We start from the raw sequence: 25,221 nt of genomic DNA on the forward strand, positions 1-25,221 counted from the left end.
GCTCCTATGCGGCGACTTGAAGGGGGAGGTGGGTCAAGTTGCTTGCCTGGAGCGAAGCATAGGTGTCACCAGAACTGAAGAAGCGATCCAGAACCACCTTGTATTCACCCACCAGGCCTTCGGCAAGCTCCCGAGTGTTCCAGAGCTCTGCTCCTACGGGCGAGCCAGCAACGGCCATGAATGTGTCCATTGAGTCGGTGCCCGCCTTTCTGCAAACGGCCAGCTTCTCCGGGGCGATCTGAGTGCTTACATGAGATGAGTGTCCAGCGCGGTGCGCAGTGACAATCATTAGGTACCGAGCGCCATCAAAGATACCGGTGATACGTTGTCCGCCTGGAAGGTATAGGTGGACAAGTTGATTGGTTAAATCTTTGCCTGATTTTGCGCACACCCAGTTAATCGTCATAGCCATACTCCGTGCAATATGAGGCAACGCAATAGTTGCCGCATTGGATACCATATTTTGAACATAGAATACGGTATCCAGCGCGAATAGGGATGGGGTAGGCGGTGCCTTGTTCGATATATCGGACTTTAGAGTTGAGCCCCTGATTATTCAGGGGCCGGAGTTGCGGGGGCCTGCTGACTCCTCCTCGCCGGGTGTTATGGCTGAGTGATACGCAGCCTGTTTTTTGAGATGATCCTCAATCAGTGAAACTTGTACTGCTGAACTGTTGATGCTCGGTGACCGCCTATCGTTCTGAAGGCCATTGACTCTAATCTGTTCAACTGTCATCCCGGCATCCAGCATTCCGAGGTGGCGACGTAAACTCGCAATCTCATCTTTATAGGCTTTTTGTTCCCGGCGAGCGCTGACCATATCGGCCTGGGAGTCTTGAACGGCAACTTCAAGGCATGACTCCTGGTAGGCCAACTCTTGATTCAGGAAAGCCCGGAAGCACGCTTCAGGTGATGGATGTGCCGGATCATTTATCGCAGGACTCGCCAGGGCCTGCTGGAGCTTAACTGCCTGCCTTAGCTTCTCGACCGCCAGCTCGTCGTAATCATAGGCACCTTGGGAGATCTTGCTCTCAATCATCGACAACGCCTCCGTTGCGCTATCCCTTCCGGCTGCCCAACGGTCCAGCGAAATCTGGATGAGATCGCGGAATAAATCGTTCTGGATTGTGTGAATGCCATGCTGTTCAGCAAGTATGACCAGGTTCCCCCGAGTCAATCCGGCCGCATCGATACCCTTTTCTTCCTTGAGCATCATACGAATCTCGGTATCGTCCATGTGAGCAAGGATTGAATTAGCCATGGGGTCGGTAGCCCGGAAACCGGAATTGTGACCAACCTTTAAGGAGGACAGGAAGCTGTTGGTATCTCGCCCAAACGCGCTCTGTGCCGATGGACGTTTGGCGGCCAATCGAGCACCGGAGTGCTCGTATGCGTCTTTCATGGCGTCAAGGACTTGGTCATCGCTGACACCCTGAGTGGAGCCACCGAACAACTCAATATTCGACCGGCCGTTGGTGATCGCGGCATCACGATCAAGCCAGCACGCAGGATCAACAAACTGCTCGTAAGTGTCTGCAAGAACATCAGACAAGCTCACCTCCGCATCGTCTACCGAACCGGTGTAATGGAGCCACCGTGCCATGGAAGGGTGCTGTTGGCCAAAATTGGTTGCGAGTTCAGCTACCCCGTCCTCTTCGGCCTGCAGGAGATAATGTTCCAAGGCGTCATAGGATTCTTCCAGCTCTGCATCCAGCGTTTCGGCAAGTTCCAGGTCGCCAGAGGCATAAGCGGATTCGACCTGATCTGCAAGCTCTTGGATGCGACGCTCTGCGTATTCCGGTATCCAGCTGCTAGGACTGCCTGTTCGACTATACCGAACAACGTCATGGCGGGCTTGGTGCTCAGCCTGCAACATTTCGTCGTTCACGGCTTGAACCGACACAACCGATTCATCCCAAATGACGTAGTTGAAGGTTGCATCTGCTTCGCGTGTACGACTTCCGCCATCGCGGTATCGAAGGCCCGGAATCCCGACACTGTTCAAATACATGGATGTCAGTTGCGACAGGTTGTAGTTCAGGCGATTGGGATCATCCTTTACCATATCCCAGATAGGCCCTTCCCGGTTGAACGTCTGCTCATCGGCGGCCTTCGCGATCGCAGCTTGAAGGTCCGCGCCGGTTCCGGCATTGATCGTGTTCGGGTCGAATGGGTCCAGCCCCAGACCAATCTGCTCTGCGTACGAGCTTGTCGAGGTAAGAGGAAAGTCGATGGTGGCCAGCTTCTCTTTGACCGAATCCGGCTGTTGGCTCAGCGGTGCGTCCCGGTCCAGCAGGTCGCTGTCATCCGGTATCTCGACTTCATAGAGGTACGAATCGGGTGCAACCACCTCGGCTCCCATCGCTTGAGCTTTCCCAACAATCTCTACGGCTTCATCAAGGATGTCCTTTGCCCGTTGAACCCTCTCTGGAGTTCCCAGGTCCCGGGCAATTTCATAATTCTCGTGAAGGAGTCGAAGCGTCTCATCGATATCACCGTTCGCTCTTTTGAAAGCTGAGGCAGCTTTGCCCTTGGCAATTCCGGATGCCTCAGGGAAAAGCTCGCCAAAACTACGATACAGTTGATCACGGACTTTAATCTGCGGGTGGCCCTTGAGAACCTCTCTGTAATATTCAGCGATCTCGCGGTTCCCAGCGAAATACAGCCCCCAACCGTAGCCTTGAGCGCCTTCGCCGGAGCCAATAGCGGCCAGGCTGAAGCGATCGAATTTGTGGGGTGACCCGTGGAATGTGCGTAGGAACCGGATATCCGGGTTGTCAGGTTGAAAGCTGCCGCTGTTCCCGATGGCTGATTTGACTTGCTCAGGTTCAAAGACCACGAAGTAGTCATTGAAAATAATGCCATCGTGACCTTTTGCTTTAACTTCGGCAATACCATCTGTCAGGGCCATGTCCCGGGCGTAAATCGGGTTTTCCATCTTCAGATAGACCGGCATGACGGCGGCGGACTGATCGGTTTCAACTAACTCGAAACCACCGTCGTCTGTATCCACGATGTCTGGCGCAGCTTTGTGCTGGGCAAACTCGGAAGCCTTCTCCGGGCTTGACGTGAAGTACATGCCGCCGCCTAAAGTACCGCCTTCGGAGGGTTTGAATACCGAAAAATCGGAACCGGTGCCGTGGTAAACCACTAGGGGAAGGCCTGCTTCATCCACCACCTTGCTCTGACCGAACCACTGGCGAAACGCGGGCGTTTGGGTTTGCGGGATATAGTCGGATGACTGGAGAGATAGGCCACCATTACGAACTACCTGCTCAGCTCCATAAAGGATATTGAGCAGATCCGCTTTCTGCAAAGGCAGCTGGAAACCCATTTGGCGGAGTCCATTTCGTGTCTGGCTCTCAAAGCGCTCCCATTCCGAAATCGCCCGGTATTCGGCGGTTTCAGCGAGCTTGGCCATCATTTCCTCTGCGACCAGCTGGCGGTGTTCCGGGTTCGTCGCATCGAATGGCGGATTGCCAAAATAGATGGCTTTGATTTGCTCGGCAATGGGATCGGTACCCATATCCTGGTAAATCCGCTCTAACGTCGGCTCCAGGTGATCCCCGAGAAGTGCCCGCAGTCCGTAGTGCCCAACAATCTCATGCAGGAGCACTTCTTCGAGCTTGTTTCGGTTTTCAATGCGGGGAGCGAGGATGTAGATGTTGTCTTTCCAGAAAGCCGCTCGAACATCTCGGGCTGCCCTCTGGGTCCAGATATCCTTCTGCAAGGGAGTCGGCAGTTCGCTAATGCGACTGACCACATGAATGTCCGGGCGCCCCTTCCAGCTGCCCAGTAGCCGATTACACCAGTATTGCGCATCCTCCACCGTTAACCGGTTGCCGCCAGTTGATGCCGATCTCAGATAGCCCAGCGGTGTCACATTCGCCATCTGATGGGGAATCTCAACGGTGGAGCCTTCGCGACCGCGCATAACGACAATGGCTTCATCGCGTTTGATGTCAGCGGTGAGCTCTGGTGGTGTTTGCCTCCGTTCCTCCGGGGTCATAATTTGTCGTGTCTGGGTATTACGGGCTTCGATCTCGCCGGCCAGTGATCTATAGATCTGGAATCCCGTGCTGTATTCGTGTCGCTCTTTGAGAGCTTTGGCTGCTCGTTCAGCTTTCTCAAGTTCGCGCAGGGGGGCGAGTTTTTCGCGGGCACGGCTGGCTTCGCGCTCGAGCGCCTTGATCATACTTCGCAGTTGCCGTTCGTCGGCACGGAAATTTTTCAAAACCTCAGCAGGTATCACCTGGTCCAAAAGATCAGCAGCTTCGCTGCATTGCTCTCGAATAAACAGGTTCCTGGCTACTTGGCGGTGCCTTTTTGGCAAGCTCATCCAGTTTCGGTCCAGCTCATCGAACTTTCGTCGAACCTCAGGATGCTGGCGGACCATATCGTGGTATGCCCAGGAGCACTCATCTTTGATGAGGCGCAGTACACCGCTGGGGCGGTCCCGATTTGCATACTCTCTAAGGCGACGAGCGGACTGATACATCAAACCATAGGTCAACAAATCGCTGGCCTTTTGGTGAGCGTCCAGAACAAAAATGTTGGACGTTATCCACTGGTCTACCTGTCGGCGGTGCTCGGTGCTCAGCTCAGTGAGCATGGACTTCACGTTCCCGGTAAACCGCTCTTCTGGGCTGCCGCCACGGGCAAAACCTTCCGCACTCTGGATGCTGTGTTGCACTTCATGCAGCAGCGTAGAGAGAATCTCGCCAGCTGACATTCGGGCATTAACAGTGATACCGCGGCCCCAGCTGAACTCGCCTTTTTCGGCATCGCTCATGTTCGGATCGAAGTGAACCAGCAGGTCGCGAAGCCGAGGGTAGGCGGCAAACAGCCGGGGGTGGTCCAGAATATCGCCAAGCTCGACAATCTCATTCTCGACATCAGCAACGCTGCGATACCCAGTGAAATCGCGCTTGGCTAATGCGTCGGCCAGGTTGATGGCGGCTTCTTCTTTCGTGCGCCCCCACGTTGCCAGGTAATCTGAATCGTTGCGGTGATAGATGGCCTTGATTGCATGAGTGTCTTGCTCGAACTCAGCTTCCTGGTATACACGATTGAATGCATCATCCTTGATCGCTTGGGGAATGCCGATCTTTAGCCGGGCATCGTGATCGGAAATCTCATACCGCCACTGGCCATCCGGGCCTCTAAGCCAACCGGTTTCCTTGAAAATGTATGGGGCCGGCCTTTTGTTCTGTTCCATGAGGCGGGCTTTATCAAGCATCAATAGATCAGACGTTTCCGCCTGGGGGCCAGCAAACAAGTATCGCGGATCCTGGCGTGAATAGCGGATATCGGCCACGCTCGGGTCGAAGGTGCCACTGTTCCCGATTGCTGACTTAATCTGATGGGGGTAATAGGCCTGAACCTGGTCAATAATGCCCGTGGAAGCTTCTACCAGGATGGCGCCGTCGAATCCTTGCTCAATCAAATCGAGGCGGTTAAAGCCCCTATCCACGAACGCAAGCCAATCATCATCCCCATCATCGGCAACCACAACCTTTGGATTCTTGATGGACAGGTACACGGGAAAGATTGCGCCGGCCCGCTCATCATCCGTGAATAACTCATTGGTAAAACCTTCGGCGTACAATGGGTCCGGCGTAAAATAAATGCCATCCGTTTCGTGGCGGGCCTCAAACTCCGTGATATCGGTTCCCGGGCGAGTGCCATGATAGAGCACCAGAGGGTTACCCAGAGCATCCTGCAATTTGCTACCAGCAAACCACTCCTTAAAGGTGGGAGTGTCGATTAGTCGCGGTGGTGTGGCAAGTTTCTCGCCCATAGTTACCTCAGGCAGAAGGAAATCGGTATGTGGACCTTGGGAGCCTATAGTTTACCGGCAATTACACTCCCAAAACGGGGCTGAACGTACGAGAACCCGAACAAGAGAACACTGCTGGACGGCGGGAACGAAAGAATTGCTTTTAGGCCCCGGCGTTGCCGGGAGGGCGGCCTTCGGCCTTGGGCGGGCCTTTGGCCCTTGCAGCGGCCTGGCGGCCTTCCTTCATGGCCAGGCATAGCCTGGCCACTCAGAAACGGCTCAGCCAAGAGCTTCGCCTTTGGGGGGTCAGCCTTTGAAGCGGTTGCGGCTGGTTAGGTGGGTGATGGAGGCGCGATCGCCGCCACGAGCGTAGGTCATCGAGAGGAAGGTTCGCTCTTCTGGCTCCTGTTCCGGAGCCACAGTGGTGTGCCAGACTTTCTCATCAGCGTCCCAACGGTAGTTGCGATCTTTGAGGGTGTCTTTAACATCGAACGGCGAACCGATGGCTTTGATCTTGGTTTCGCGCTTTCCTTCGGCCGTTAGAATGTTCCCCATTGCTTGCGGGCTCTGGTGTAACACCCACGCGGTTGCCAAACAATCGATGGATGCTCGGTGTCCTTCATAGAAGCCTCCCAGCTTCAGTGCCAGGTACTCAAGTTTGGTGCCTTCATAGCCCAGCTCTTGCCAGGACGCTTCCTCAAGTGAACAACACCAGCGCAAGCTGTGATACCGAGATGGTGCAATCTTCTCAAAGAAGGGGCGATCGAACTTTGCGTTGTGTGCCAGGGTCATAGGGTCGTAGGCAAACCAGTCATCGAAAACGTCCGTGCCAATACTCTGGCCCGCTACCATCGCATCGGTGATGCCTGTGATTCTGGTGATTTCTTCCGGAATCGGATAGCCCGGGTCGTTGTAATGGTTTGCGACACGATTCACCTTGTGGACCTGGCCAGTTGAATATGACACCTCGATCTCTGCCAGACCAAGTTCGATTACGTCGGAACTGTCCAGGCGGAGCCCCGTGGTTTCCACGTCGACGATGACCATCACAATTTCATCGCCAATGGCCGGAGCCAGAATCACTGGAAACTGATCAGGTTGGATACGCGTTAGTTTGATGCGCTCCAGCAGGCGGTAGTCATCCGGTGATGCCTGGATGTCTGCCAGGCGATCAAGAGGGAATGTCATAGGTAGGGCTCCTTCAGTTAGGCTGCAGCGGAGGTGGCGGCAATGTCGCGAGTAACGTCTAGCCAGACTCGGTCCTGGCCAAGCGACTGTGGAAGCGCATACGCCAGGGCCTCTTCACGAGAGAATACGGAGGCATCTTTGCGGGTTACCCAGCCCTTACGGATGTTCCAGAATCCTTTTCCATTCATGGTTCGTTCCTCAAGGTCGGAGAAAAGAATGAACCGCTGATCTGCTTCGTCCGGCTGGCTGAAGTACGGTTCCAGCTCCCAGGTCAAAATATCGGATACATCCTCTGGCCTTCCACCCATCGCTACGAATTGAGCTTCGGCTTCAGCTTCGTTTTTGGCCAGACAACGAAAGACATAAATGTATCGGTATGCCGGCTGGCGGGCGTGGAAAATCTGGAAGGGTACTGACAATTCAAGATGCTCCAGAATGTCCGTCTCTTCCACGGATTCGGCCTCTAGGAACTGAAGCTGCTCGGATAGGCCCTCAGCGTTTGTGCGATTTGCAAGGCGTTCGGCGGCTTCACGCAGCTGCTCTTGAAGATCGGTATGAGCATCGCGCTTGCAGCCGGCGCGCTCCAGAAATTCCTCAGCAGCCTGGTCGCCTTCCCAGAAACTGCGTTTTGCGGCAACCCGGGCAGTGGCCTCTACGAGTGTGTCCAGTTGGTCGCTGGTGGCGCCGTTCTGTTCGATGTATCGACGAAGTGAAGTCATTGGTTCCGTTCCCTTTTAAGCTGCATGATTGGTCAGACGGACGAAAATGTGGGTTCCCATGGTGCTCGGCTTGTAGTGTGCTTTGCACAGTTCAATCAGGGCATTCCAGAAGCGCTCTGGCATATCGGAGCCGACGCCTTCACCATTCAGGCTAGGGTCAACCAGAATGACAATGTCTGACCACTCGTCTGGCTCTGTGCCTTTCGTGTGCCAGGTGAAGATGGGGTTCTTCCGGTCATTGAGCCATGTCTTGAATTCGGGGTCTTCAAACCAGTCCGGGGTGTTGGCCACAAGCCCTGCGGTGCGGGTGACTTCATCAATAGGTGTAGGTGCGGGGTGACGCATTTTGGCTTCCTCATAATGGCGTGTGCCTGGTGGTCACTGGCGTGTGCCAGCTCAACTCATAAATTCATTATAGGGCACTACGCCCTATCTGTAAAGTTTAATCCTATGCCCGGCGACCGTCTGGGGCCGGCTTCTTCCAGGCCATCGTGGCGTACCGTAACTGCATGGATTGCGCTTTGGCCTGCGGAATTCGACGCTTGAGTGTCGATCTTATCCGGGATGGTGGAAAACGCTCCTGCAGCCAGTCCGTGAGATTCTGTCGTTCAGCGGCCCGGGCCAGGGTCTTGCGGTCGAAACCGAGAGTCTTGCAGGCCGCCGTCAGTGTCAGTCCGTTATCTGCGCATGTATCCAGTTGTCGTTTACGTTCTGGTGTCAGGTGCCAGGTATGGTTATTGCGTGGATTGGTCATGCTGTGCGCTTCTCCCGATGATTCTCATTGGATGCGATGCTGCAGGCTGCCTCTTCCTGGAGGATAGTAGGTTTTGCGAGTTTCATCAGACCAACAAATACGGCCAACAAGCTCTTCATCCCAAAATTTCGCATTCTCAGAATCTGATGAGGAAGCTTGTTGCTTAGGTCTCTAAGTGTCCGCACGTTGTTCTGAGTGAATGCGTTGCTGACGCGCAGATTGCTGAAGTCGGGCATGGTATTTCGGTACTCTGGTTCCATTGCAGTTGCCAGTTTCCGCACGCCCTCACAAAGTTTCATCCGGTACAGGGCGGGAGCCATGGTTTCCGATGTCTCAAGGTTTAGCAGGTGTGCAAACTCTGCATAAACGGATTCTTTGGTATTCGATTCAATGTAGAAGCGGCCACCCGCAATGTTCACCATGTTGCGCAGTTCCGGGATGTCGAGCTTGGCGCGGTCCAGCAGAATGAAGCGAGTCGCACTGCAGACGACGAGACTCCGGCCCAGGACAGGCGTTAATTCGGACCATGGGCAACCGGGCTTGTCGAGATAGTTAACGATCAGCAACGGCTTTCGATCAGGTGAGATGAGCCCGTTGATGACAGACTGGTTGAGATCACCAAGGGCGATAACCTTCTCTCGTTTTGGGCGCCAGCTTTCATCCGGATAGTACACATGAAGCAATGGCTCAGGAGTTTGGGGCTGATTGCCTTTGCTTTTTAACGCCATGGTGCTAACGACTCCCCGTGTTTTTGGCAATGCCGAAGAATGATTTCAAACGAGCGACGCTTAACCCAGGCTTCGTCACTACCGCGGACGCCAAAATCGATCGTTGCGCCATAGCGGTGCAGATCCCTTTTGACTGTTTGCTTGCGCAGGATTTCGATATCGAGGTTTCCCGTAATCACGCCATAGCCGGCCAGAACTACCAGCAATTTGGTGCCAATAGATATTTCCGGGGCAGCGAGAAAACTTAGGCCGGTTGAGGAAACATCGATCAATACCACGGGTTCCCCCGTAATGCTTTTAGCCTGCTCTGGGAGGCTGATAGCGGCATACACCGGGTCAGCAGAGAACCGCCGGCACTGTCGTAGTTTCATGCCGGGGGTGATTGGGTGACCTGATTCGGACTCCGGGTCAGCCAGTGCAGCTGGAGTGGGTTGCGAAATGTGTCTGGTCATGGCCTATCAGCTTTAATTGTGATCTGCCTCATATTACCAGAGCGAGATGGGGTGAAAGCCGGCTGTACCGGCTTCTAAAAAAGGCCTGATTCAGCTGTACCAGCATTCACCACACAAGCTTGCGCGAGCTTCGGTGAATACCAGGTACTTTGTGGTGCCAACGGATGACATGGTGATGTGGCCATAATCGTTGCCGATCTCGGCGCCCAGCTTGAAGGCCTCAGTGCTACGAAAGATTTCGATCGCAATGCAAGAGTCGTTGGCTACGCCAAACTTGCCAAGCTTCAGCTTTTCAGGCTCCAGCCAGTCGGGTAGGCGTTCGAGCAACCGAGAAGTTGTTTCGGAGATCGCGCGAATGGGTAATGATTGGTGTTTCTTGCTCATAGGGAGTTCTCTCTTGGGTAGGTGCTAAGTGTGTTCCGGCATAAATGCCGAAAGTGCATCAATTTCCGCTGCGGTCAGATCCGGCCAGTATTTCTCAGCGATGTAGTTGCAGAAGCCCTCAAACATGGCTTTGAACTCAGATTCGTCCATGTTGCCAAAGGCCAGGCTGGCGGGTTTGAATGCCGTCACGCGTTCGTCCTTCAGTAGTGCACCGATCTGTTCGAGGGCGCAATCTGCTTCCGCGCCCACGGCGGCCCGAATCAGTCCGGATATTTCTCCCCAGAACAACTCCGCAGGAACAGTAACCGGCTCGCAGGCGAAACCGGTCTCCAACTGCAGCCGCTTGAGAATGCTGTGCTCGGTTAGCCCATGAAAGGCCTCTATGTTGTCGCGGCAAACCTGGGCAAACTTGTGTGCCCGCCGATAAAACATTGGATTTCGAGGAATCTGCAGATCCGCCAGCACTAGGGAACCGATTTTGAGAGGTGTTCGCTTCAGTGCAGCGAGGGTCTCGTCGTCAGCTGGAACAAAGCCCCCCTTCACTACCTGGAGGGCGTATTTGGGCTCAGTGGTTTTGGGCTTGCTCACCGTTGCCTCCCATGGAACTCAGCGCGACCAGCTTTGTGATGCCTTTCCACGTTTTGTATTTGGCTTCAACTGCCTCCAGCGAAGGGAACACCTTGATGCTTGGTCCGCCCCATGCCCGGGTTGTGGCATTTGTAGTCCACATTTCCCAGTCATCGCCTTTCCGGAATAGTGTCATGTGTTGGCCGCGGGCAACGAGTTCAAACTCATTCTCATTGATCATGTGGATTGGATTGTGTGCTTTCATGCGCTTTTCACCGAGCTTGAATTGGAGAGAGTGTTTCCGGGCGGATTTCAATCACTGCAATCTGGTGGCCCTGGCGGGATACCCCGTAAGCAAAGGTTGATCCTTTCCGCGTGATGGTGACAATTCCTGAGCGTTCGAAAGATTGTCCGTCGGATGACCAGGCGGTAGTGTCATTCCAGTGGTATGTCTGACCTACGCGAATCTGATGAATATCCATGGTGGTTTCCTCGCGGTGGCGGTTGCCGGTATCGCTGGCGGTGGCCAGCTCAATTTACAATGCTATAATAGGGCTTAAAGACCTATATTGCAAGACCTGAGAGAAAAGGAGTTTGAGGATGCGCCAGTCGGTGTTGCTGTTTCTGTTAGTTCTCATGGTGGGGTGTGCCGCAAAGCTTCCGGTTAGCCTGGAACGTGCATCAGCGCAATCTAGTGCGATCGTGCATGCTTATGAGTCATACAATGATGCTGGTCGCTTTGAGTTCTGGGGAGACGAGTCGGAAGCCTTGGTGTTCAAGCCGGTAAGGGCAGTCAGCGCACAGCATGTTGTTGGTGATTTGTACCACGTAATGAACGCCTATTGTGCAAGGAAAGGCGGTGAGCTGGCGGTTCACGCACGCAGACCGAAGCTCCGGGAAGGGTTATATCCGTTCGATGTGTGCAATATTAACGGGCGGCCTGTGTTCGCTTTCTATAATTATTCGGTGCCCGGAGGGGCGGGGCAGTTTCTGCGGATCGTCGTTGAAAAAGCCCCGCAGGCGTCCCGGGAGGACTTTGAGCGATACTTGAATGCGCATGGGTACCGAAACCCTTATTCTTTGTAGTTGCCGAGGGCGTTCAATAACGAATCAAAGAGGTTTGGAGCCGGTAGTGTTTCTGGCAAAAATTCGTCGGGTATTGTTGCGTCGGCCTTGATTGGATCTTTGAGCCGGTAGTGTTGGTGTCGGAGGTGGGCATAGTAACGGCGTGCGGCTACCGCCCGGCGATAGCAGGCGTTGAACAATTCTCGGTTTAACCCGTGTGATGCCAGTCCCCAGAAGATTTCATTGTGTGCTCGATCTGATTCTATAGATTGGTACACCCGAAGATAGAACGTCTGGGGCTGATTCGGTTTGGCCATGGACAGCGTTACACCGGTTTCTCCAGTGGCAATAGACTTTTGGATGCCTCTTGCCGGGTGGTCACCGAGCGGATCTCGCTGAAGTATATGAACCAGGGTGTGCCAAGCTTGGTAGAGAGCGGCCTCCAATGTATCACCCGGGATATAGCGATCAATTCTGGGCGTTGCGCGAGCCAGTCGTAATCGCCAACCTTTGCGGCTAGTGGAGGGTAGCGAAATGAACGAAGGTACATAGAAGGTGCCTTCAACCGTTTCAGTCTGCTTAAACCTGATCCATGTGCCGTTAATGCAGATTCGTTCGTGGCGTTTCCGCAGATCAATTGTTTCCGGTGTTTGGCTGATCATTGTGTTGTCTCGGAAACACTACAGTTTTGAGTTGGGCAGCATCGTATGCCGGTCTGGCTGTTCCATACCAAAAGCACCAGCTTCTGCTGCTGTCGCGAGCAGCGCGCACACACTGGACCGATTTCCGTGTCGATTACACCTTGTTGGTCATGTGATTTCAGTACACGTAATCTCGCTTCCCTTAAAACCGGGTCTGTACTGAACATTGTTGCTCCCTGGTCATCATCAGGCGCGTGCGCCAAACGGCTTGCAATATAAATCAATTGGCCCGTGTCGTTCGATCATAGGTGACAGCCATTCTTTGTAGGCGCCGTTATGCCAAGGCTTTCTTGGGATTTCTTGTCCAACAGGGGAGAGTAGCCCCGAATACGCAATCCTCAGGTAGTCAATGGCAGCGAACTCCCCAGCTGTGCTGAAACGCTTGGCATACTCTTCCCGTACACGATCATAGTATTTCCCCTGGTCGCCTCGGAACGATGCGTAAGGTTTTCCTGAGGCGATCATTCCGATTACCCGGATAACCTCACCCATCGTTGTGAGCACCCAGAAGGGGAATATCAGGGCAAACAGTGCAAGCTTTACAGGAGCAACGAAGATGGCATCAGTAAGCACATTGCCAGTTAATGACTGACCCGCATTGATGTCGGGTTTATCAACCGGGTAGATGCGGCATCGAAGCTTTATGGCGCTATATCTGTGGAACTGAAAGGCTAATGACAGGGCAACTCCAAAACCAACTGCACAGCCAACGATCACGAACAGTAGCATGATCAGCCCAGCCCAATCTCGGGGCAGAAGAGTAATGAGGTAGCCGCCGCCTGCAAAGAACAGGATGGCCGAGATGATCAGGGAGTGATAACTGCGAAGTTGATCGAAGCCAGAGCCCTCCATGAGTTTTTGGCCAAGTTTTGCAGCCTGGTTGGGCACATTCTTTGATACGGCGGATGTAATGCTTGTGATGGCGCCGGAGGCGACAGCACCAGTTACAGCGGTGTTCTTTGCGGTTTCACGAGGGGAGGTCATGGGAGCTCCTATGCCTTTACTGCTGCCCGAATCGAATTGATTGAGCAAAAGGGTTCTGGGTGGACTGCTTGCATCACACTTTAATCGACCGCCCAATCGGGATAGGGGGGAACCAACAGGTTCCGCCCCTCCCACACCACCCGGCATGCGGGTCCGCACCGGGCGGTTCGAGAAGTTGAGGTATCAAGAGAGCCGCGGTACACCTAACCGATCAAAGTAGGCAACGGTCAGCACATTATGAATGGCAGAGCGACTGTTGTGCCACCAGCGACGGCTCAGGGCCGCCACAGATTCCGCAACCCAGGAACTCGCACCTAAGCGGACCAGTTCCCGGTAGATCGTCGTGCCCCGTCGCCAGTGCCGGAGGTGGAGCATTCTCAGGCGGCGACGTATCCACTCATCCAGTGATCGCCAGATGCGTGGCGTTTGCGCCAGCCGGAAGTACCCTTTCCAGCCAAGCAGATAACGGCGGAGCTTCTCCACCACCTGTGCCATACTGCGACCACCTGATCCCCGGGTCAGCTGCCTGATCCTGAGCTTGAACGCCTGTAACGCCTTGGTGGATACCGCGCGTCGAACGTCTCCATCCCTCCCTTGCCACAGAACATAGCCGAGGAACTTGCGATCGAACACGCTGGCAACTGCACTTTTGGATTCGTTGATCACCAAACGCAGTTTCTCGTAACACCGGCGTAGCAGGCGCATCACCCGCTCTCCCGCCTTGTAACTGCAAACGTAAACGTTGCAGTCATCGGCGTAACGGGCGAAGCAGTGCCCCCGACGTTCCAGCTCTTGATCTACCTCGTCCAGCAGAACGTTGGCCAGTAACGGTGACAACGGCCCGCCTTGCGGCGTGCCCTCATGCCGATCCATGACCACGCCGCCATCCATGATGCCCGCGTTTAGATACGCACGAACCAGCCGGATGACTCCGGGATCGTTGATCCGTTTCTTCAAGCGGTCGATCAGGATGTCGTGGTTGACCCGGTCGAAGAACTTCGACAGGTCGACATCGACCACGATGTGGCGACCTTGTTGGGCGTAGCGTTGCGCAGCCAACACGGCGTCGTGGGCCCGGCGACCCGGGCGGAAGCCGTAGCTGTGTTCGCTGAAGGTGGGATCAATCAGAGGTTGCAGCACTTGCAGCAGTGCCTGCTGAATCAGACGGTCGGTGACGGTGGGGATACCCAGTTCCCGTTCACTGCCGTCCGGTTTCGGGATGCCTACCCGACGAACGGGTTGTGGTTGGTAGGAGCCCTCCAGCAGTTGCTGGCGAAGCTCCGGCCACACCCATCGCAGGTGTTCTGCGGTTTGGGCAATATCCAGCCCGTCCACACCTGCCGATCCTTTGTTGGCCTTCACGCGCTTCCATGCCCGCTGCATATTCTCTCGTGCGAACGCCTGCGCAAGCAGGTTTCGCCCTGCGCCCTCCGGTTCTCGTCGCGGGAGTCCTGCTTCATCACTGGTCACACTCGGCAAGGCTTCACCTTCCCTTGTGGCGACCCGCCCCGCTGACGCGGGCATCTGATGCGTTACAGTGCTCATCGACAAGGCGTTTGACGCTCCTTCTCGTTCGGCCCTTCGCCCTGTGTTAGCGGCTACTATGGCCTCTGCTGACTTCTCGCTCCGTGTTGCCACGTCGCCCTTTCAGGCATAAGGCGAGATCTCCCCGGGTAAGAACACACTCCTTCACCGCACAACCGCCGGATATACACCGCCTCGCTTTGGCCACAGGAGCTTCGCGGCTTCTTGCCCGCTCGCCCTGCTCGGCAGTGCCTCGTATCCGATTCTTGTTCATCGGCTCACGGTTTACGATCCACGCTTCCTCCCCACGGTCGGTCGCCCTTCCGCAGTTGCGCTTCACTTCGCTCGCTGTGGCCAGCTTACGGGAGGACTTGCACCTCCAGGAGTGCGCCCGTGCCGGGCGCACAAAAAAAGCAGGCCTGGTAGGGCCTGCAAGGGCGAGAAGATACACAAGAAAAACAAAACAGCCTTATCACATGGTATACACTAAAATCAATTTTGCAAGGTCTACGCAACCTTTTTTTCAGTCACCAAGCCGAGCTTGATCGCGTGTTCTCTTGCAATTTTTTCGAGGTGGTCGCACCAGGTTGCGAGGTCACCGCTGGCCTTCCTCGCATACTCGAAGGGGATCAGCAATTCGGCAGCAAAGTAGCCGTCGCCAGGACCATATTCGGCGGCAGGCTCGTCCCTCAATGTGTAGTATCCATTTGTTTGTTCTGCGAGGACTTGAAGAAGTGGCTCAAAGGCCCGGTACGCGGCTTCGGCTTCCTGCTTTGTCCAGTCTAGCTCGTTGTCGCCATCATTGTAGTACCCGAATTCAATGGTAGGTGCCAGGTACTTGGTGCCATTGCGTAACGCTGAGCAACCAATCAGGGCCCAATGGGGGCCGATCGGCAAAGCATTTTCGCAAATGAAGCGATCTTCGCTTGGTGTGAGTGGATAGAATTCGCCATGAATGGTGGTGTAAGCCAGCCCGATTTTCTCGAACAATTCGGAGCGATCCTCAACAGAGTCGCAAACCGGATTGGTTAGGTAAACAAGCTTGCCTGAATGCTTTCGATTGCTCATAAGGTAATCCTCTGGTTGGCGTTGGCCTAATCGGGCCGGCGTGGCCCGCAAAATATTGTGCTGTCGGTTGTAGCGACTTTAGTTTTTTGCGAGCACTAATGCTGGCAGTGGATGGCTATCTTCAGCGATAACGCCTGCAGATTGCAGGGCGCTTTCCAGTTCGCTAAACACCTGGTCAAAGGCTTCAATTCCGCAGCGCTTGGCTCCCATGTCACGCATTACAATGGCAAGCTGAGCTGCGTGATCAATGATGTCAGACACTGCGGCCTCGCTCAGATCCATTTGGTCGGTGTCAACTTGATTGCCTTCGGTATCGAAAGTGTTAAGGATGACAGAAACTGTCTTTTCGAGCCTTGTTGCGGACTGCTCTGGTTGCTGGGAGCTTACGTTTAGAGGTTCCGTGCTCTCGGGATCCGGCAGATAGGCGTCTTTTGGGTGAATCGAGCCTTCATCAAGTGCCCAGATGGCGCCACAGGTTTTGACCAACTCAAGCGCTTTCTGGTTTGCCTGCTCAGGGCTTTGGGCGGCAATGTTGATCTGTGTGCTCACCGTGGCATCTGTCGTTACGGTGACCGAATAAATGCTCGCATCAGTCTCGATGGTGGAACTAACGGCTGTATTCATCATGGTTTCCTCGTGTTGGCGTTTGCCTTGCTGTTCTGGCGGTTGCCAGCTCAGTTCATAGCTTTATCATAGGTCGTTGCGCCCTATTTAGTCAATCATTTAATCAAAAAAAGGCACCCGGAGGTGCCTTTCGGTGAGCTGGGATTGCTCTGTTAATCCTCCAGCGGTGTATCCGCCAGCACTCCCGCATCCTTCAGAATATGACCGATGCGCGTGGCGGTCAGATTGTTCACCAGAATACGTGGATGATCGAAGCCCAGGACGCTTGCAACATTGGCTCCCAGCGGTAGTTTCCAGCCGTTTCGCAGATAGCCCTGGTACTCAAACAGGATCGGGTTTCCAGTGTGGAAGTCGCCCCGAGCTACATTGTATTCGTAACCAGCTGGCAGCTGCAGCCAGATATATGGATACGGGTTAGCAACCGAGCGCCAGGTACCCTTCGCGATCATTTCAGAGCGCGCAAACGGCTCTGCGGACAGGATTTGTCCAAATTCATCCCGAACATAACGCGGAGCCGGGTAAATGTGGATTTCGCCATCCGTCGTGAAGATCATGGCGCGATCTGAATCCGACGCCAGGTGGGTTGCCGTGACGAAATGAGAGGTCTGTTCGTAATCTGCCGGGTAGGCGAGGTCCGCCATGGAGGTTGCGAATGTCTTGTTGGCATCCAACATGTACCCGGACACCATCACGTTACAGCTGCTCATATCGAGAGTGTATGTGGTGCCGTTCTCGCAACGCTCGCCCTGCGCGGCATCGTCCCACGGAGCAACCATCACATGGTCCAGAAACAGTTCGTTCGTTTTGTAGGCCCAAGTACCGTCGGGCAAGATCCCGGGATACGGGTCGGTGAAGAGGTCATTGGGTAGGGTTTTCCCGAACAGCTCATTCACTGCCAGGTGGTCGTTGATGTATCGAAGCGAGAAGCCCTCAAATACGGACGCGACCCGAACCGCACCGGAAAAAGCGGTACTGTCCAGCATCTTATCTGAACCGTTTGCAGCAGGTTCATAGCTGCGTTCGCCAACACCAAAGCCAACATCCACGACTTTGAACTCCCCATCTTGGGAGCTCCAGACCAGCTTCTTCGCGGACTCATCGGGTGCGGGCGTGGATTCTGGGAAACCATCGGAATTAAGCAGGACGTTCGCTGGAACACTGTTCAGGTAAACCGTGCTCTCGGAGGTTTCGGGCAGCCATTCGGTGGTCAAACGCTGATAGTGAACCTTCCCGGTGTCCTGGTTATAAGTCAGGAACAGTTCGTTTACGCCGCCACGGGATGCTCGCCCTCCCGTGGACTCGAAGAAGGGATTAATCGTCATATCCGCGCCGGCCATCCGGCGATCAACTTCTGTAGTGCCATTGGCAATGTCACGCACGACGTAGTCAACCGGATACTGAGCGGCCACTGCATCAGGATCAAAAGACGCAGCAAGGGTTTCTTCAATGTCGCGTGCGATCGATGCAACACGGGATGCAAGGTCGTCTTGAATGGCAGCCAGAGAATCGGTGTTAGTCGCCGCGTTGCCGTCGAGTTTATTGCGTATTTCACCTTCGAGACGAGCAAGGACTTGTGCTACCCGGTGGGCTTTCGCATATTCTTCAATAGCACGGGGATCTGTTGCCTTCTGCCCAGCCGTAATGAAGTCCTCCAGTGGGTTGATGCTCACGCCCAGCGTGTCAGCGACAGCTCTCAATGCTTCGTTCGCTTTCTCGCCGGTCTCATCCATGCGATTAGCAACCAGCGTGGTTAGCGGAGAAACAAATACATCCAACTGATCTTCGGTGACCGGGGCCTTGAGGGTAAAGGGGCCTGTAACCGGTTGGTTGGTGTCAAGATCCACGGTCACACCCGGAATGGCCTGGACGACGATCTGGGAGGCGATTTCATTTTCAGGAATCGCCAGTTCAAAAGCACCGGTACCATCTGAGTATGCGCTTGGTTCATCGGTACCGCAGAGACCATCACCATTCAGATCCGCGCAGACTTCGGCATTCACCAGGTAGCCGTCCGCCGCCATTCCGGTAACCGAGTAGGTTGGGCCTGTCGGTGTTGAGGTATCGTTATCTGTTGAGCCTGGTTGTTCTGCAGCTGGCGGAGTGCTGGTGCCAGAGGGGCTGGAGTCACTCCCGCTGCCGCCACCACCACAGCCATAGAGGGTGGTCGTAAGGGCGAGCCCTAACAGCGCTACTGAAGGTTTCAGCTTCATAGGGTTTCCTTCTTTGTGGTTTTGTTGAATGCCCCGGGTGGGGCAGGGGCTTTATTGATCAAGGGGTTAACTCAGAGATAGCGAGGTAGTCTTTTTCTCTTCCGGATATTGCTCGAGGACGTAGGCGAGCTCTTTGGCCATGAGCCTGGCAATAAGCTCTGTCCGCAGGCTGCCCGGGGCAGAATCGCCATAGGCCGATCGTTCAGAGGCATTCTGGGTGGCCACTTCTTCGGCAAATATCTCCGCACGCGTAGCCTGTTCTTCAACTTCATCAAACGGATCGTCGAAGAAAGCTTCCCAGCTCATCTGCAGGGTTTCTGCCGTAAACAGTGATTCGTTTACCTTACGCCCGGCCTGGCGAGCAAATCCAATTTCAGCAAGGGCTATAAAGGCGTGTAGGTCGTGACGAACACTGAACACTTGTTCGAGAGTATCCGCATACAGATCAAACAGGGGCTCTGGCAGGTCGGGAGCTGGCGGGTTGAAAAGCATGGTTCCTGGCTGGTACGGGAATCCGTCGTCTTTGGGGTTCCCTGTATTTTTTGCGATTTGGTCTGCTTCAGACTTTAGCCAAGGGGCCAGGTGCTGCCATGCGGCGTCGTCCATTAAACGGAGAGGGAGTGTGGGCATGAATGCATCAAAGATTTCCTCAGCAGTTGCGTTTGTCGTGACGCATTTGCCTTCCGCTTGCGCCATCTGAGCATCATCATCATTGACGGTCACGCGTGAAAGTTGACCGTCGCTGTCATGAATCATGTGTGCCTGAATTGTCGTCATAGCGCCCTCTCAATTGATAGTCGGTGATAAACTAACCGTTTCGTCAGGCGATGCCTGGAGTGTGGATATGAACAATCGCTGATGGCGTGTGGAGCCTATTTCCATCAACTCATGGAGCAGCTGGGCCTCCTTGACAAGATCTTCAGGCGGGACCGGTTGGCCGCGGGTTTCGCGCTCTTTGTTCGCGTTTGCGATCAAGGCGAGTTCACCGTTGCGGTCGGATTCCCACTGCTGGAAATCTTCTTCATCCATGCCGTCGATGCTGTCATTCCAGGAATCGGTTTTGAGGCTTTTCTCCGTGAACAGGGTCTGGTCAACCTTGCGATCGTTTGCATGGGCCATCACAATTTCCGTCAACTCGCGCTGTACGGGAATGTTTGCCGGAGAGGGAAACTGCCGCAGACGTTCAAGGCGTTTGATGGCAAGCTCAGCCGGTAGATCTAACGGGGTGTGGTCAAAGAAGCCGCTCTGGGTTTTCTCTGACAAGTAGATGATGTGATTCGCATGCAGCTCTTCCATGCCTTGAGCTAGGTCGGCCCAGGTTGCATCGTCGAGTCTCGAATACAGGCTTGGGGTCAGGAATAACTGCGTTGCGGCCACGGTTGAACTGGTGGAAATGACCTCATAGCCATTGTCCCGCCATTTCTGAGCCTTTGCGGTGTTATTGGTGATTTCTGTAATGCAGGAATTGCCGGCAGACTCAAAAACCACATACATTGGGCGTTCCTGTTCGCGTGTGTCGTCCATTGCTACTCTCGCTCGTTTCTGTGAAGGGTATAGCATATATTATGCGATAACCATATCTTGCCAAATGATACCTCTGGTTCGATTCTTCGCACTTTCCTATTGCATTACTCGTGGGTGCGTGGGGCTGGGCTCAGCAAAACGCTGACAGATGCGGGTCAGCATGCCCGCATCAACATCTGGCACCCCATAATCCCGGAAGTAGTCGTTCGCAGACTCCATCAGGTCTAAGGTGTGCGCAACGGTCTGTTCGGCCTCATTTCGCTTCAAGCCAAAGACGCCGGCCCGGGACAGGAGGTTCTCGATATCCGATTGCCTACCTTGCGCACCAATACCAATGGCGTGCAATGTCAGCTGGCCGGGATGGGGGAGCAAGTCAAATGCCGGCGCCAGTCGCCAGCCATCTGCCTCCGAATACATGAATCCATGGTTCTTCAGGTGGTCGTCGGTATTCCCAATGGCCACATTGAATGCCATGCGCCGGTAAAGCTCTTGCAGATCCTCTTTCGGGGCCTGGCTGATCTTGCGGATGACGCTGGCCAGTCCCTGGTAACTGTACTCCCCAGCAAAGTCGGTCTCCCGGATCTTCCGAATATTCAGTGCAGATTCGCCGCTCAGGTAGTGGATGCAGGGCTGACGACATTCCCTGTCGAAACGCTCAACCAGGAGTACCGGCCTGTCGTTAGTCATGTGAATGCGGAAGTCCGGTACCTGGATGCCAAGGTCTCGGGCCATGGCCAGTGATGCTGCCTCGGCACCAATCTGATCAAAGGTATCGTCGTTCCGGGATAATTTGGCCAGCCATTCTCGATCGTTGTCTACAACGATGGTTTTTGGGCGCGCACCACCAAAGCTTGAGCCATATTCAACAAGGTGAATAAGCTCCTGGTCCTGAATGCTCTGGGATGCTTCAATTTTGTCCATAGCCGTCAGAAGTCGATCGAGGTCTCGGAGAGTTGGTGGCGTGTTGGGCTCGAGCACCTTCGTTCGGGCTGCCGAAAAGGCGAGTGCGCCTACCCCGCGTCCTCGTGTAGCGAGCAGCCATTCAATCGGGTTTCCTGGGGTTTGTGTGTGGGTAGCCAGAATAACGCGTTGCCCCCAATTGTCGGGCAGTGAATCGGTCAGCGCGCCAAATAGTCGCGTGGACTGAAATCTGCGGGATGTAAGCGGTAAGTGAAGTGGATCCAGCGGGTAAGCGTCTGGTCGCTCGAGCCATGAATTTGCGTATCCAAAGGTATAAATACCACCCTCAAGGCTCACAACGCCCACTGGTCTCGGCTCGTCCTTCAGGGTGGAGAACACATACGCTTTAGAAATCGGTGTCCAAGCCATGTTTACGCTGCTCTCTTACACGTTTTGGCAATCGTCGATATTCCAGCGCTTTACCCGTCTCGTCCTCGTCCGGGTTGGCGACGCTGCTCAGGGTATCTTCCAGGTCCATGGCCACCAGAATATTGGCCAAAATATCCAGGCTGACTGACTCGCCTCGCTCAAGGCGCTGAACCGTGGCCACGCCCACTGAAGCCCGGTCGGCAAGATCTTGTTGAGTTAGACTTCGTCGCTTTCGAGCAATCCGAATGTGCTTGCCCAGGGTGCGAATACCCTCCAGTGCGGCTGGGGTTAAAAACTCACGGTGACTCGATGGCGTTCCCATGGCTGCCTCAACATATCAGATCTGATTGATTATAGACTCTTGGCCATCAAATTTCATGCATTCAGGGCTTCTGTTGTTCAGGATCTTGTGGTCTCGCTATTTGGATCGACCGCGACACAGTGCTTGTTAGCTTCATGGGGCGCCAACATAGCTGCGTGAGCTATACCTGGAATGAGATTTCGACATCAGGCTTATATGATGCCATTACACATGACTGATACTGCCATTTATTTGCATGCCACATATATGACGATTACATCATTAATTATTGCGGTGATGTTTTGACACTTATTTAATGCGATGCTAAACCAACATGAGCACTTGTCACGAGTGCAGTGATGATTAAAGGGATATGTAACGATGAAGGATATAATCGGTCAAGGGATAAAAGCGTCACTTATAGTTGTAGCAACCGGTTTAGCTGGTGTTGCGCATGCAACAAATAGTAATGAAGTCGAATCCAGGTCGTTTTCCGTGTCTTCCGACAGCTCCGAGGCGAAGCAGTTTGTAACGCACGGGATTAGAATGGGTAACGGGAAATTAGCCGTTCTGCAGGGAATGCGGTCTGCTGAGTTAAAGGCCAGACACGAAGAGTATTGCAAGTCTTCCGGTGGTCGGGATGCCTATGATGAAACAATCAATATCATTGGCGAGGATGTGGTTGATGTGATCGTTTGCCAGCAGGAGTAAAGCGATACCCCCGCGTCAGAGGTTGGGACTGCAACCATAACGCCATATTACACACCCTCTATAAATCTGGTGCCGCCCAACAGAAATGCCCCTGTAAACTCCAACTATACGCTGGATGGATACATGTACTACTCGACCAATGCGGGGGGAGAGTATAGCTTGGCAATGGTGGCGGATAAATGCTCGATTTCTAATGGCGGAATCGTGGGTAGCAATGTTTATAATGGTCGTTTGAATATTCGTGTTGTCTGTGTATCGCACAACGCTGGAACTTGGCCGGTATACCTGAATGGTTGTATTCCGGGTTTGTGTGCAACTGCTGTAGGTGAAGTTCGAGCCCGACATTAATCTCTTAATTATTGGGTACAACTGCCGGCCTTCCTGATTATTTGTCAGGGAGGCCGCTGCAATTCGGTAAAGGTGATTCTATGGGTAATGTAATAGCTGTGCTCGCCATTCTAGCTTTGTCCAGTGGTGCTATCGCTGGAGAAAATCAGAGAATAGAGAAGACATTTACAGATTCCGAAGGAAACAACGTAAAAGCCGAGGTTGTTTATCAAAAAGCTGGTGACAACAAGGTTAAAATTGTTGAGGTCAGACCTATTGATGCATCAGTGGCTTTCTTCGATCGGGCGTGCGAACAGCGGCTGGGTAAGGGGGCTCGTTTTGTCGCTCCGGGTCCAAATACAAAGATCATTGTTGGTGACGTGGAGCAGTATACCTTTGGTTGTCAGAACGAGACTAACTGAGCGAAAGCTACGCTCAAGGGTTAAGGGCACGCGCCAGGCGCGTGTCTCCCGTTTCTTTCAAGTGCCGATGGGCGCTTCCTAGTTGCCGCTTCCACAATGTGGCAATCTGAATCCCGTTGGCGCCCATTCCGTGTTGTAGATATCGTTCGTTGGTGAGCGCTCTGCGCATTCAAGAACAAACCCCACTCTAACCCGGTGGACATCGTCTTTATCCCGGATAAAAATATGCCCCCAAGGGTCTCCATCGTCCGGCGTAGGAAGACATTCCCTGCAGGATGTCCAGGTCATGTCCTCCGTGGCGTCCCTCTCGTTCGACCGGTGGTCACGTTCCAGTCTGGCCAATTCAGTGCCAACGTTGCTGGCGATTGCTTCAAGGCTGGGACTGGTGATCACAACAGCCCGTTCGCCGAAGTCCTCTTGGTACCTACGGGCCGATTCGAGCAGCTGATCCTCTGATTCGCAGAAGTCCACACCGACGCATTTTTGAGTTCGACGATCCACAACTACCACAATGTAATCCATCTTCTCTTCTCCATTGAATTATGCGGCCGCTGTGCCGCCGCTATCTCGGGATTCTTGCTTCAGTGGTAAACGGGAAACCTTTCGGGGCCCCGGGCGAAAATCTGCCGGCCGTCTGGCAGGCTGGTCTGAATGAGTAATTCGTTATCGCCTGTGGTGTAAAGACTTACCCGACGCGCACCGGTGCGCTTTACAAACTCCCCAATCGTGAGCGGTTTCTCGATGTGATCTGCAATTTCAGATGAAACGCTGTGCGGTACCAGCGTAATACTGTCGGTGAAAAAGGGTACGGGGGTGAGCGTGTCAGACATGATGTTTCTCCTGTTTGGCCTGAGCCTGTTCTGCTGGCGGGTGCCAGCTCAATTCATAAGGTCAGTGTAGGTCTTTACGACCTTGTGCGTCAAGATCGGAACGGCCCTATTGTTCAAATTTGAACGATTTTTTGCATTTAACGGGGAGAGAGTGTGGAGCTTGGTGGGGTGGTCGGGGCTGGCGGTACCGGCCAGCGCCTCGAGGGGAGTCGTGCGGGCCTTTGGCCCTTGCAGCGGCCTCCGGCCTTCCTTCACGGCCAGGCAAAGCCTGACCGTTCAGCACCGGCACAGCCGTAGGCTGAGCCTACTCGGCAAAAACTGACTTCCATGACCTCCCTTCCGAAATCGAATCGAAGTCACTGGGTACCTTGAAAGCCAGGAGGTTGCCAGCCCAGTACAGCTTGCCCCCTTTGCGACATTCACGAAATGGCACGGAACCCTCTTCGCATACCTGGAGAGCTACTACAGAGCTTCGGTACCGGTTGTATGAACTTAGCCAAGGTCCGGCTGCCTGGCCGGTGCCGGAGTCATCAACCTTCAATTCGATACCGATTTGTCTTTGCCAAAATGGAAGTCTTCGCGAATTGTCTTTGTCGACTGGGCTCAGGAAGCCGCTAAGCCAGGGGTCTGGTCCTGCTACCTGCAGGAATCGCTGTCTGGCCTGCTCAATGAGCCAGCTGTTAAGGCCTGTGCCTTCCAGGTCTCCTGAATTGGTGAAGTCAACCACGCGAGCAAGGTTTGAATGGGATGAATCCTGCTCAACGAAGAGGATCGGGGATGGGTTGATCAGTGGCTCCGACAGATCCACTGAAGACCGGTTCGTGCTGTCCTCTCGGACCACTTCAAACTGCCAGCGGCCAGCGTGGATCTTAGTCCGGAGTTCGATTCGGGCAAGACATTTGATACGGTCTCCGGCGCCCAAGGTTGTGTGGTCGAGGTGGGCGCTCGAACAGTTGGTGTCGGCATAGGCCTCGTACTGAGCGCGATCAAAGATCGCAAATACGGCGGTGTGTTTGGTCATGGCGTGTGT

The 25,221-nt window shown here is 54.2% G+C and carries 27 protein-coding genes and 1 pseudogene; 3 read left to right on the plus strand and 25 right to left on the minus strand.

From position 1 onward, the window contains the following. Nucleotides 1-4: 4 nt before the first annotated feature. The 12 genes from ACSSVV_RS07760 to ACSSVV_RS07815 form a co-directional block, all read right to left on the minus strand. Nucleotides 5-406: a hypothetical protein gene (locus ACSSVV_RS07760; RefSeq protein ID WP_454105914.1), complete on the minus strand. Its 402-nt coding sequence runs from the start codon at nucleotides 404-406 to the stop codon at nucleotides 5-7. Nucleotides 407-556: 150 nt separating this feature from the next. Next, nucleotides 557-5,800, minus strand: coding sequence for an ADP-ribosyltransferase-containing protein (locus ACSSVV_RS07765; protein WP_454105915.1), 5,244 nt, complete (start codon nucleotides 5,798-5,800; stop codon nucleotides 557-559). Nucleotides 5,801-6,085: 285 nt separating this feature from the next. Further along, nucleotides 6,086-6,967: a 3'-5' exonuclease gene (locus tag ACSSVV_RS07770; protein ID WP_454105916.1), complete on the minus strand. Its 882-nt coding sequence runs from the start codon at nucleotides 6,965-6,967 to the stop codon at nucleotides 6,086-6,088. A gap of 17 nt (nucleotides 6,968-6,984) precedes the next feature. After that, nucleotides 6,985-7,686, minus strand: a complete 702-nt coding sequence (locus ACSSVV_RS07775; protein ID WP_454105917.1) for a hypothetical protein — start codon at nucleotides 7,684-7,686, stop codon at nucleotides 6,985-6,987. A gap of 15 nt (nucleotides 7,687-7,701) precedes the next feature. Next, nucleotides 7,702-8,031 (minus strand): hypothetical protein, encoded by a 330-nt coding sequence (locus ACSSVV_RS07780; RefSeq protein WP_454105918.1) that lies wholly within the window; start codon nucleotides 8,029-8,031, stop codon nucleotides 7,702-7,704. Between the two features lie 103 nt (nucleotides 8,032-8,134). Next, the gene (locus ACSSVV_RS07785) at nucleotides 8,135-8,440 is read right to left on the minus strand and encodes a hypothetical protein (protein WP_454105919.1); all 306 of its coding nucleotides are present in this window, start codon (nucleotides 8,438-8,440) and stop codon (nucleotides 8,135-8,137) included. Further along, nucleotides 8,437-9,168: a DNA-directed RNA polymerase subunit alpha C-terminal domain-containing protein gene (locus ACSSVV_RS07790; RefSeq protein ID WP_454105920.1), complete on the minus strand. Its 732-nt coding sequence runs from the start codon at nucleotides 9,166-9,168 to the stop codon at nucleotides 8,437-8,439. Before ACSSVV_RS07790 ends, ACSSVV_RS07785 begins: the two co-directional genes overlap by 4 nt. After that, nucleotides 9,159-9,620: a hypothetical protein gene (locus ACSSVV_RS07795; protein ID WP_454105921.1), complete on the minus strand. Its 462-nt coding sequence runs from the start codon at nucleotides 9,618-9,620 to the stop codon at nucleotides 9,159-9,161. Before ACSSVV_RS07795 ends, ACSSVV_RS07790 begins: the two co-directional genes overlap by 10 nt. A gap of 90 nt (nucleotides 9,621-9,710) precedes the next feature. Then, nucleotides 9,711-10,004 (minus strand): hypothetical protein, encoded by a 294-nt coding sequence (locus ACSSVV_RS07800; protein WP_454105922.1) that lies wholly within the window; start codon nucleotides 10,002-10,004, stop codon nucleotides 9,711-9,713. A 24-nt stretch (nucleotides 10,005-10,028) separates the two neighbouring features. Continuing rightward, nucleotides 10,029-10,592 carry a hypothetical protein gene (locus ACSSVV_RS07805; protein ID WP_454105923.1) on the minus strand — a complete coding sequence of 188 codons (564 nt, stop codon included), beginning with the start codon at nucleotides 10,590-10,592 and terminating at the stop codon, nucleotides 10,029-10,031. Continuing rightward, nucleotides 10,570-10,836, minus strand: coding sequence for a hypothetical protein (locus ACSSVV_RS07810; RefSeq protein ID WP_454105924.1), 267 nt, complete (start codon nucleotides 10,834-10,836; stop codon nucleotides 10,570-10,572). Before ACSSVV_RS07810 ends, ACSSVV_RS07805 begins: the two co-directional genes overlap by 23 nt. A 7-nt stretch (nucleotides 10,837-10,843) precedes the next feature. Further along, nucleotides 10,844-11,053, minus strand: coding sequence for a hypothetical protein (locus ACSSVV_RS07815; RefSeq protein ID WP_454105925.1), 210 nt, complete (start codon nucleotides 11,051-11,053; stop codon nucleotides 10,844-10,846). Nucleotides 11,054-11,171: 118 nt separating this feature from the next. On the opposite strand from ACSSVV_RS07815, the gene ACSSVV_RS07820 reads away from it, so the two are divergent. Then, the gene (locus ACSSVV_RS07820) at nucleotides 11,172-11,657 is read left to right on the plus strand and encodes a hypothetical protein (RefSeq protein WP_454105926.1); all 486 of its coding nucleotides are present in this window, start codon (nucleotides 11,172-11,174) and stop codon (nucleotides 11,655-11,657) included. On the opposite strand, the gene ACSSVV_RS07825 is transcribed toward ACSSVV_RS07820, so the two are convergent. The 11 genes and pseudogenes from ACSSVV_RS07825 to ACSSVV_RS07875 form a co-directional block, all read right to left on the minus strand. Then, complete coding sequence (locus ACSSVV_RS07825; protein ID WP_454105927.1) at nucleotides 11,645-12,298, minus strand: hypothetical protein; 654 nt, start codon at nucleotides 12,296-12,298, stop codon at nucleotides 11,645-11,647. The genes ACSSVV_RS07820 and ACSSVV_RS07825 overlap by 13 nt on opposite strands. Before the next feature lie 225 nt (nucleotides 12,299-12,523). Continuing rightward, the gene (locus tag ACSSVV_RS07830) at nucleotides 12,524-13,321 is read right to left on the minus strand and encodes a hypothetical protein (protein ID WP_454105928.1); all 798 of its coding nucleotides are present in this window, start codon (nucleotides 13,319-13,321) and stop codon (nucleotides 12,524-12,526) included. A gap of 183 nt (nucleotides 13,322-13,504) precedes the next feature. Further along, a complete protein-coding gene (gene ltrA, locus ACSSVV_RS07835) occupies nucleotides 13,505-14,872 on the minus strand; it encodes a group II intron reverse transcriptase/maturase (protein WP_454105929.1) in 1,368 nt (455 codons plus the stop codon). Between the two features lie 480 nt (nucleotides 14,873-15,352). After that, nucleotides 15,353-15,913, minus strand: coding sequence for a hypothetical protein (locus tag ACSSVV_RS07840; RefSeq protein ID WP_454105930.1), 561 nt, complete (start codon nucleotides 15,911-15,913; stop codon nucleotides 15,353-15,355). A gap of 78 nt (nucleotides 15,914-15,991) precedes the next feature. Then, complete coding sequence (locus tag ACSSVV_RS07845) at nucleotides 15,992-16,540, minus strand: hypothetical protein (RefSeq protein ID WP_454105931.1); 549 nt, start codon at nucleotides 16,538-16,540, stop codon at nucleotides 15,992-15,994. A gap of 149 nt (nucleotides 16,541-16,689) precedes the next feature. Beyond that, nucleotides 16,690-18,747: a hypothetical protein gene (locus ACSSVV_RS07850; RefSeq protein ID WP_454105932.1), complete on the minus strand. Its 2,058-nt coding sequence runs from the start codon at nucleotides 18,745-18,747 to the stop codon at nucleotides 16,690-16,692. A 66-nt stretch (nucleotides 18,748-18,813) separates the two neighbouring features. Then, nucleotides 18,814-19,524, minus strand: a complete 711-nt coding sequence (locus tag ACSSVV_RS07855) for a hypothetical protein (RefSeq protein ID WP_454105933.1) — start codon at nucleotides 19,522-19,524, stop codon at nucleotides 18,814-18,816. A gap of 9 nt (nucleotides 19,525-19,533) precedes the next feature. Then, on the minus strand, nucleotides 19,534-20,271 hold the full coding sequence (locus tag ACSSVV_RS07860; protein WP_454105934.1) for a hypothetical protein: 738 nt from the start codon (nucleotides 20,269-20,271) through the stop codon (nucleotides 19,534-19,536). Between the two features lie 96 nt (nucleotides 20,272-20,367). Beyond that, nucleotides 20,368-21,192, minus strand: coding sequence for a type II toxin-antitoxin system HipA family toxin (locus ACSSVV_RS07865; protein WP_454106091.1), 825 nt, complete (start codon nucleotides 21,190-21,192; stop codon nucleotides 20,368-20,370). Between the two features lie 87 nt (nucleotides 21,193-21,279). Beyond that, nucleotides 21,280-21,600, minus strand: a pseudogene (locus ACSSVV_RS07870) (HipA N-terminal domain-containing protein); the annotation flags it as partial. Beyond that, nucleotides 21,578-21,922, minus strand: a complete 345-nt coding sequence (locus tag ACSSVV_RS07875) for a helix-turn-helix domain-containing protein (RefSeq protein ID WP_454105935.1) — start codon at nucleotides 21,920-21,922, stop codon at nucleotides 21,578-21,580. The pseudogene ACSSVV_RS07870 and the gene ACSSVV_RS07875, both read right to left, overlap by 23 nt. A 360-nt stretch (nucleotides 21,923-22,282) precedes the next feature. Here ACSSVV_RS07875 and ACSSVV_RS07880 point away from each other — a divergent pair, with 360 nt between their 5' ends. Together ACSSVV_RS07880 and ACSSVV_RS07885 are read left to right on the plus strand one after the other, a co-directional pair. Beyond that, the gene (locus tag ACSSVV_RS07880) at nucleotides 22,283-22,612 is read left to right on the plus strand and encodes a hypothetical protein (protein ID WP_454105936.1); all 330 of its coding nucleotides are present in this window, start codon (nucleotides 22,283-22,285) and stop codon (nucleotides 22,610-22,612) included. 428 nt (nucleotides 22,613-23,040) lie between these two features. Continuing rightward, nucleotides 23,041-23,361 (plus strand): hypothetical protein, encoded by a 321-nt coding sequence (locus ACSSVV_RS07885; protein ID WP_454105937.1) that lies wholly within the window; start codon nucleotides 23,041-23,043, stop codon nucleotides 23,359-23,361. A 581-nt stretch (nucleotides 23,362-23,942) separates the two neighbouring features. Here ACSSVV_RS07885 and ACSSVV_RS07890 read toward each other — a convergent pair. Together ACSSVV_RS07890 and ACSSVV_RS07895 are read right to left on the minus strand one after the other, a co-directional pair. Beyond that, nucleotides 23,943-24,191, minus strand: coding sequence for a hypothetical protein (locus ACSSVV_RS07890; RefSeq protein WP_454105938.1), 249 nt, complete (start codon nucleotides 24,189-24,191; stop codon nucleotides 23,943-23,945). 304 nt (nucleotides 24,192-24,495) lie between these two features. Further along, complete coding sequence (locus tag ACSSVV_RS07895; protein WP_454105939.1) at nucleotides 24,496-25,212, minus strand: hypothetical protein; 717 nt, start codon at nucleotides 25,210-25,212, stop codon at nucleotides 24,496-24,498. Nucleotides 25,213-25,221 lie beyond the last annotated feature (9 nt).

It is taken from the genome of Marinobacter sp. MBR-105 (assembly GCF_053628895.1).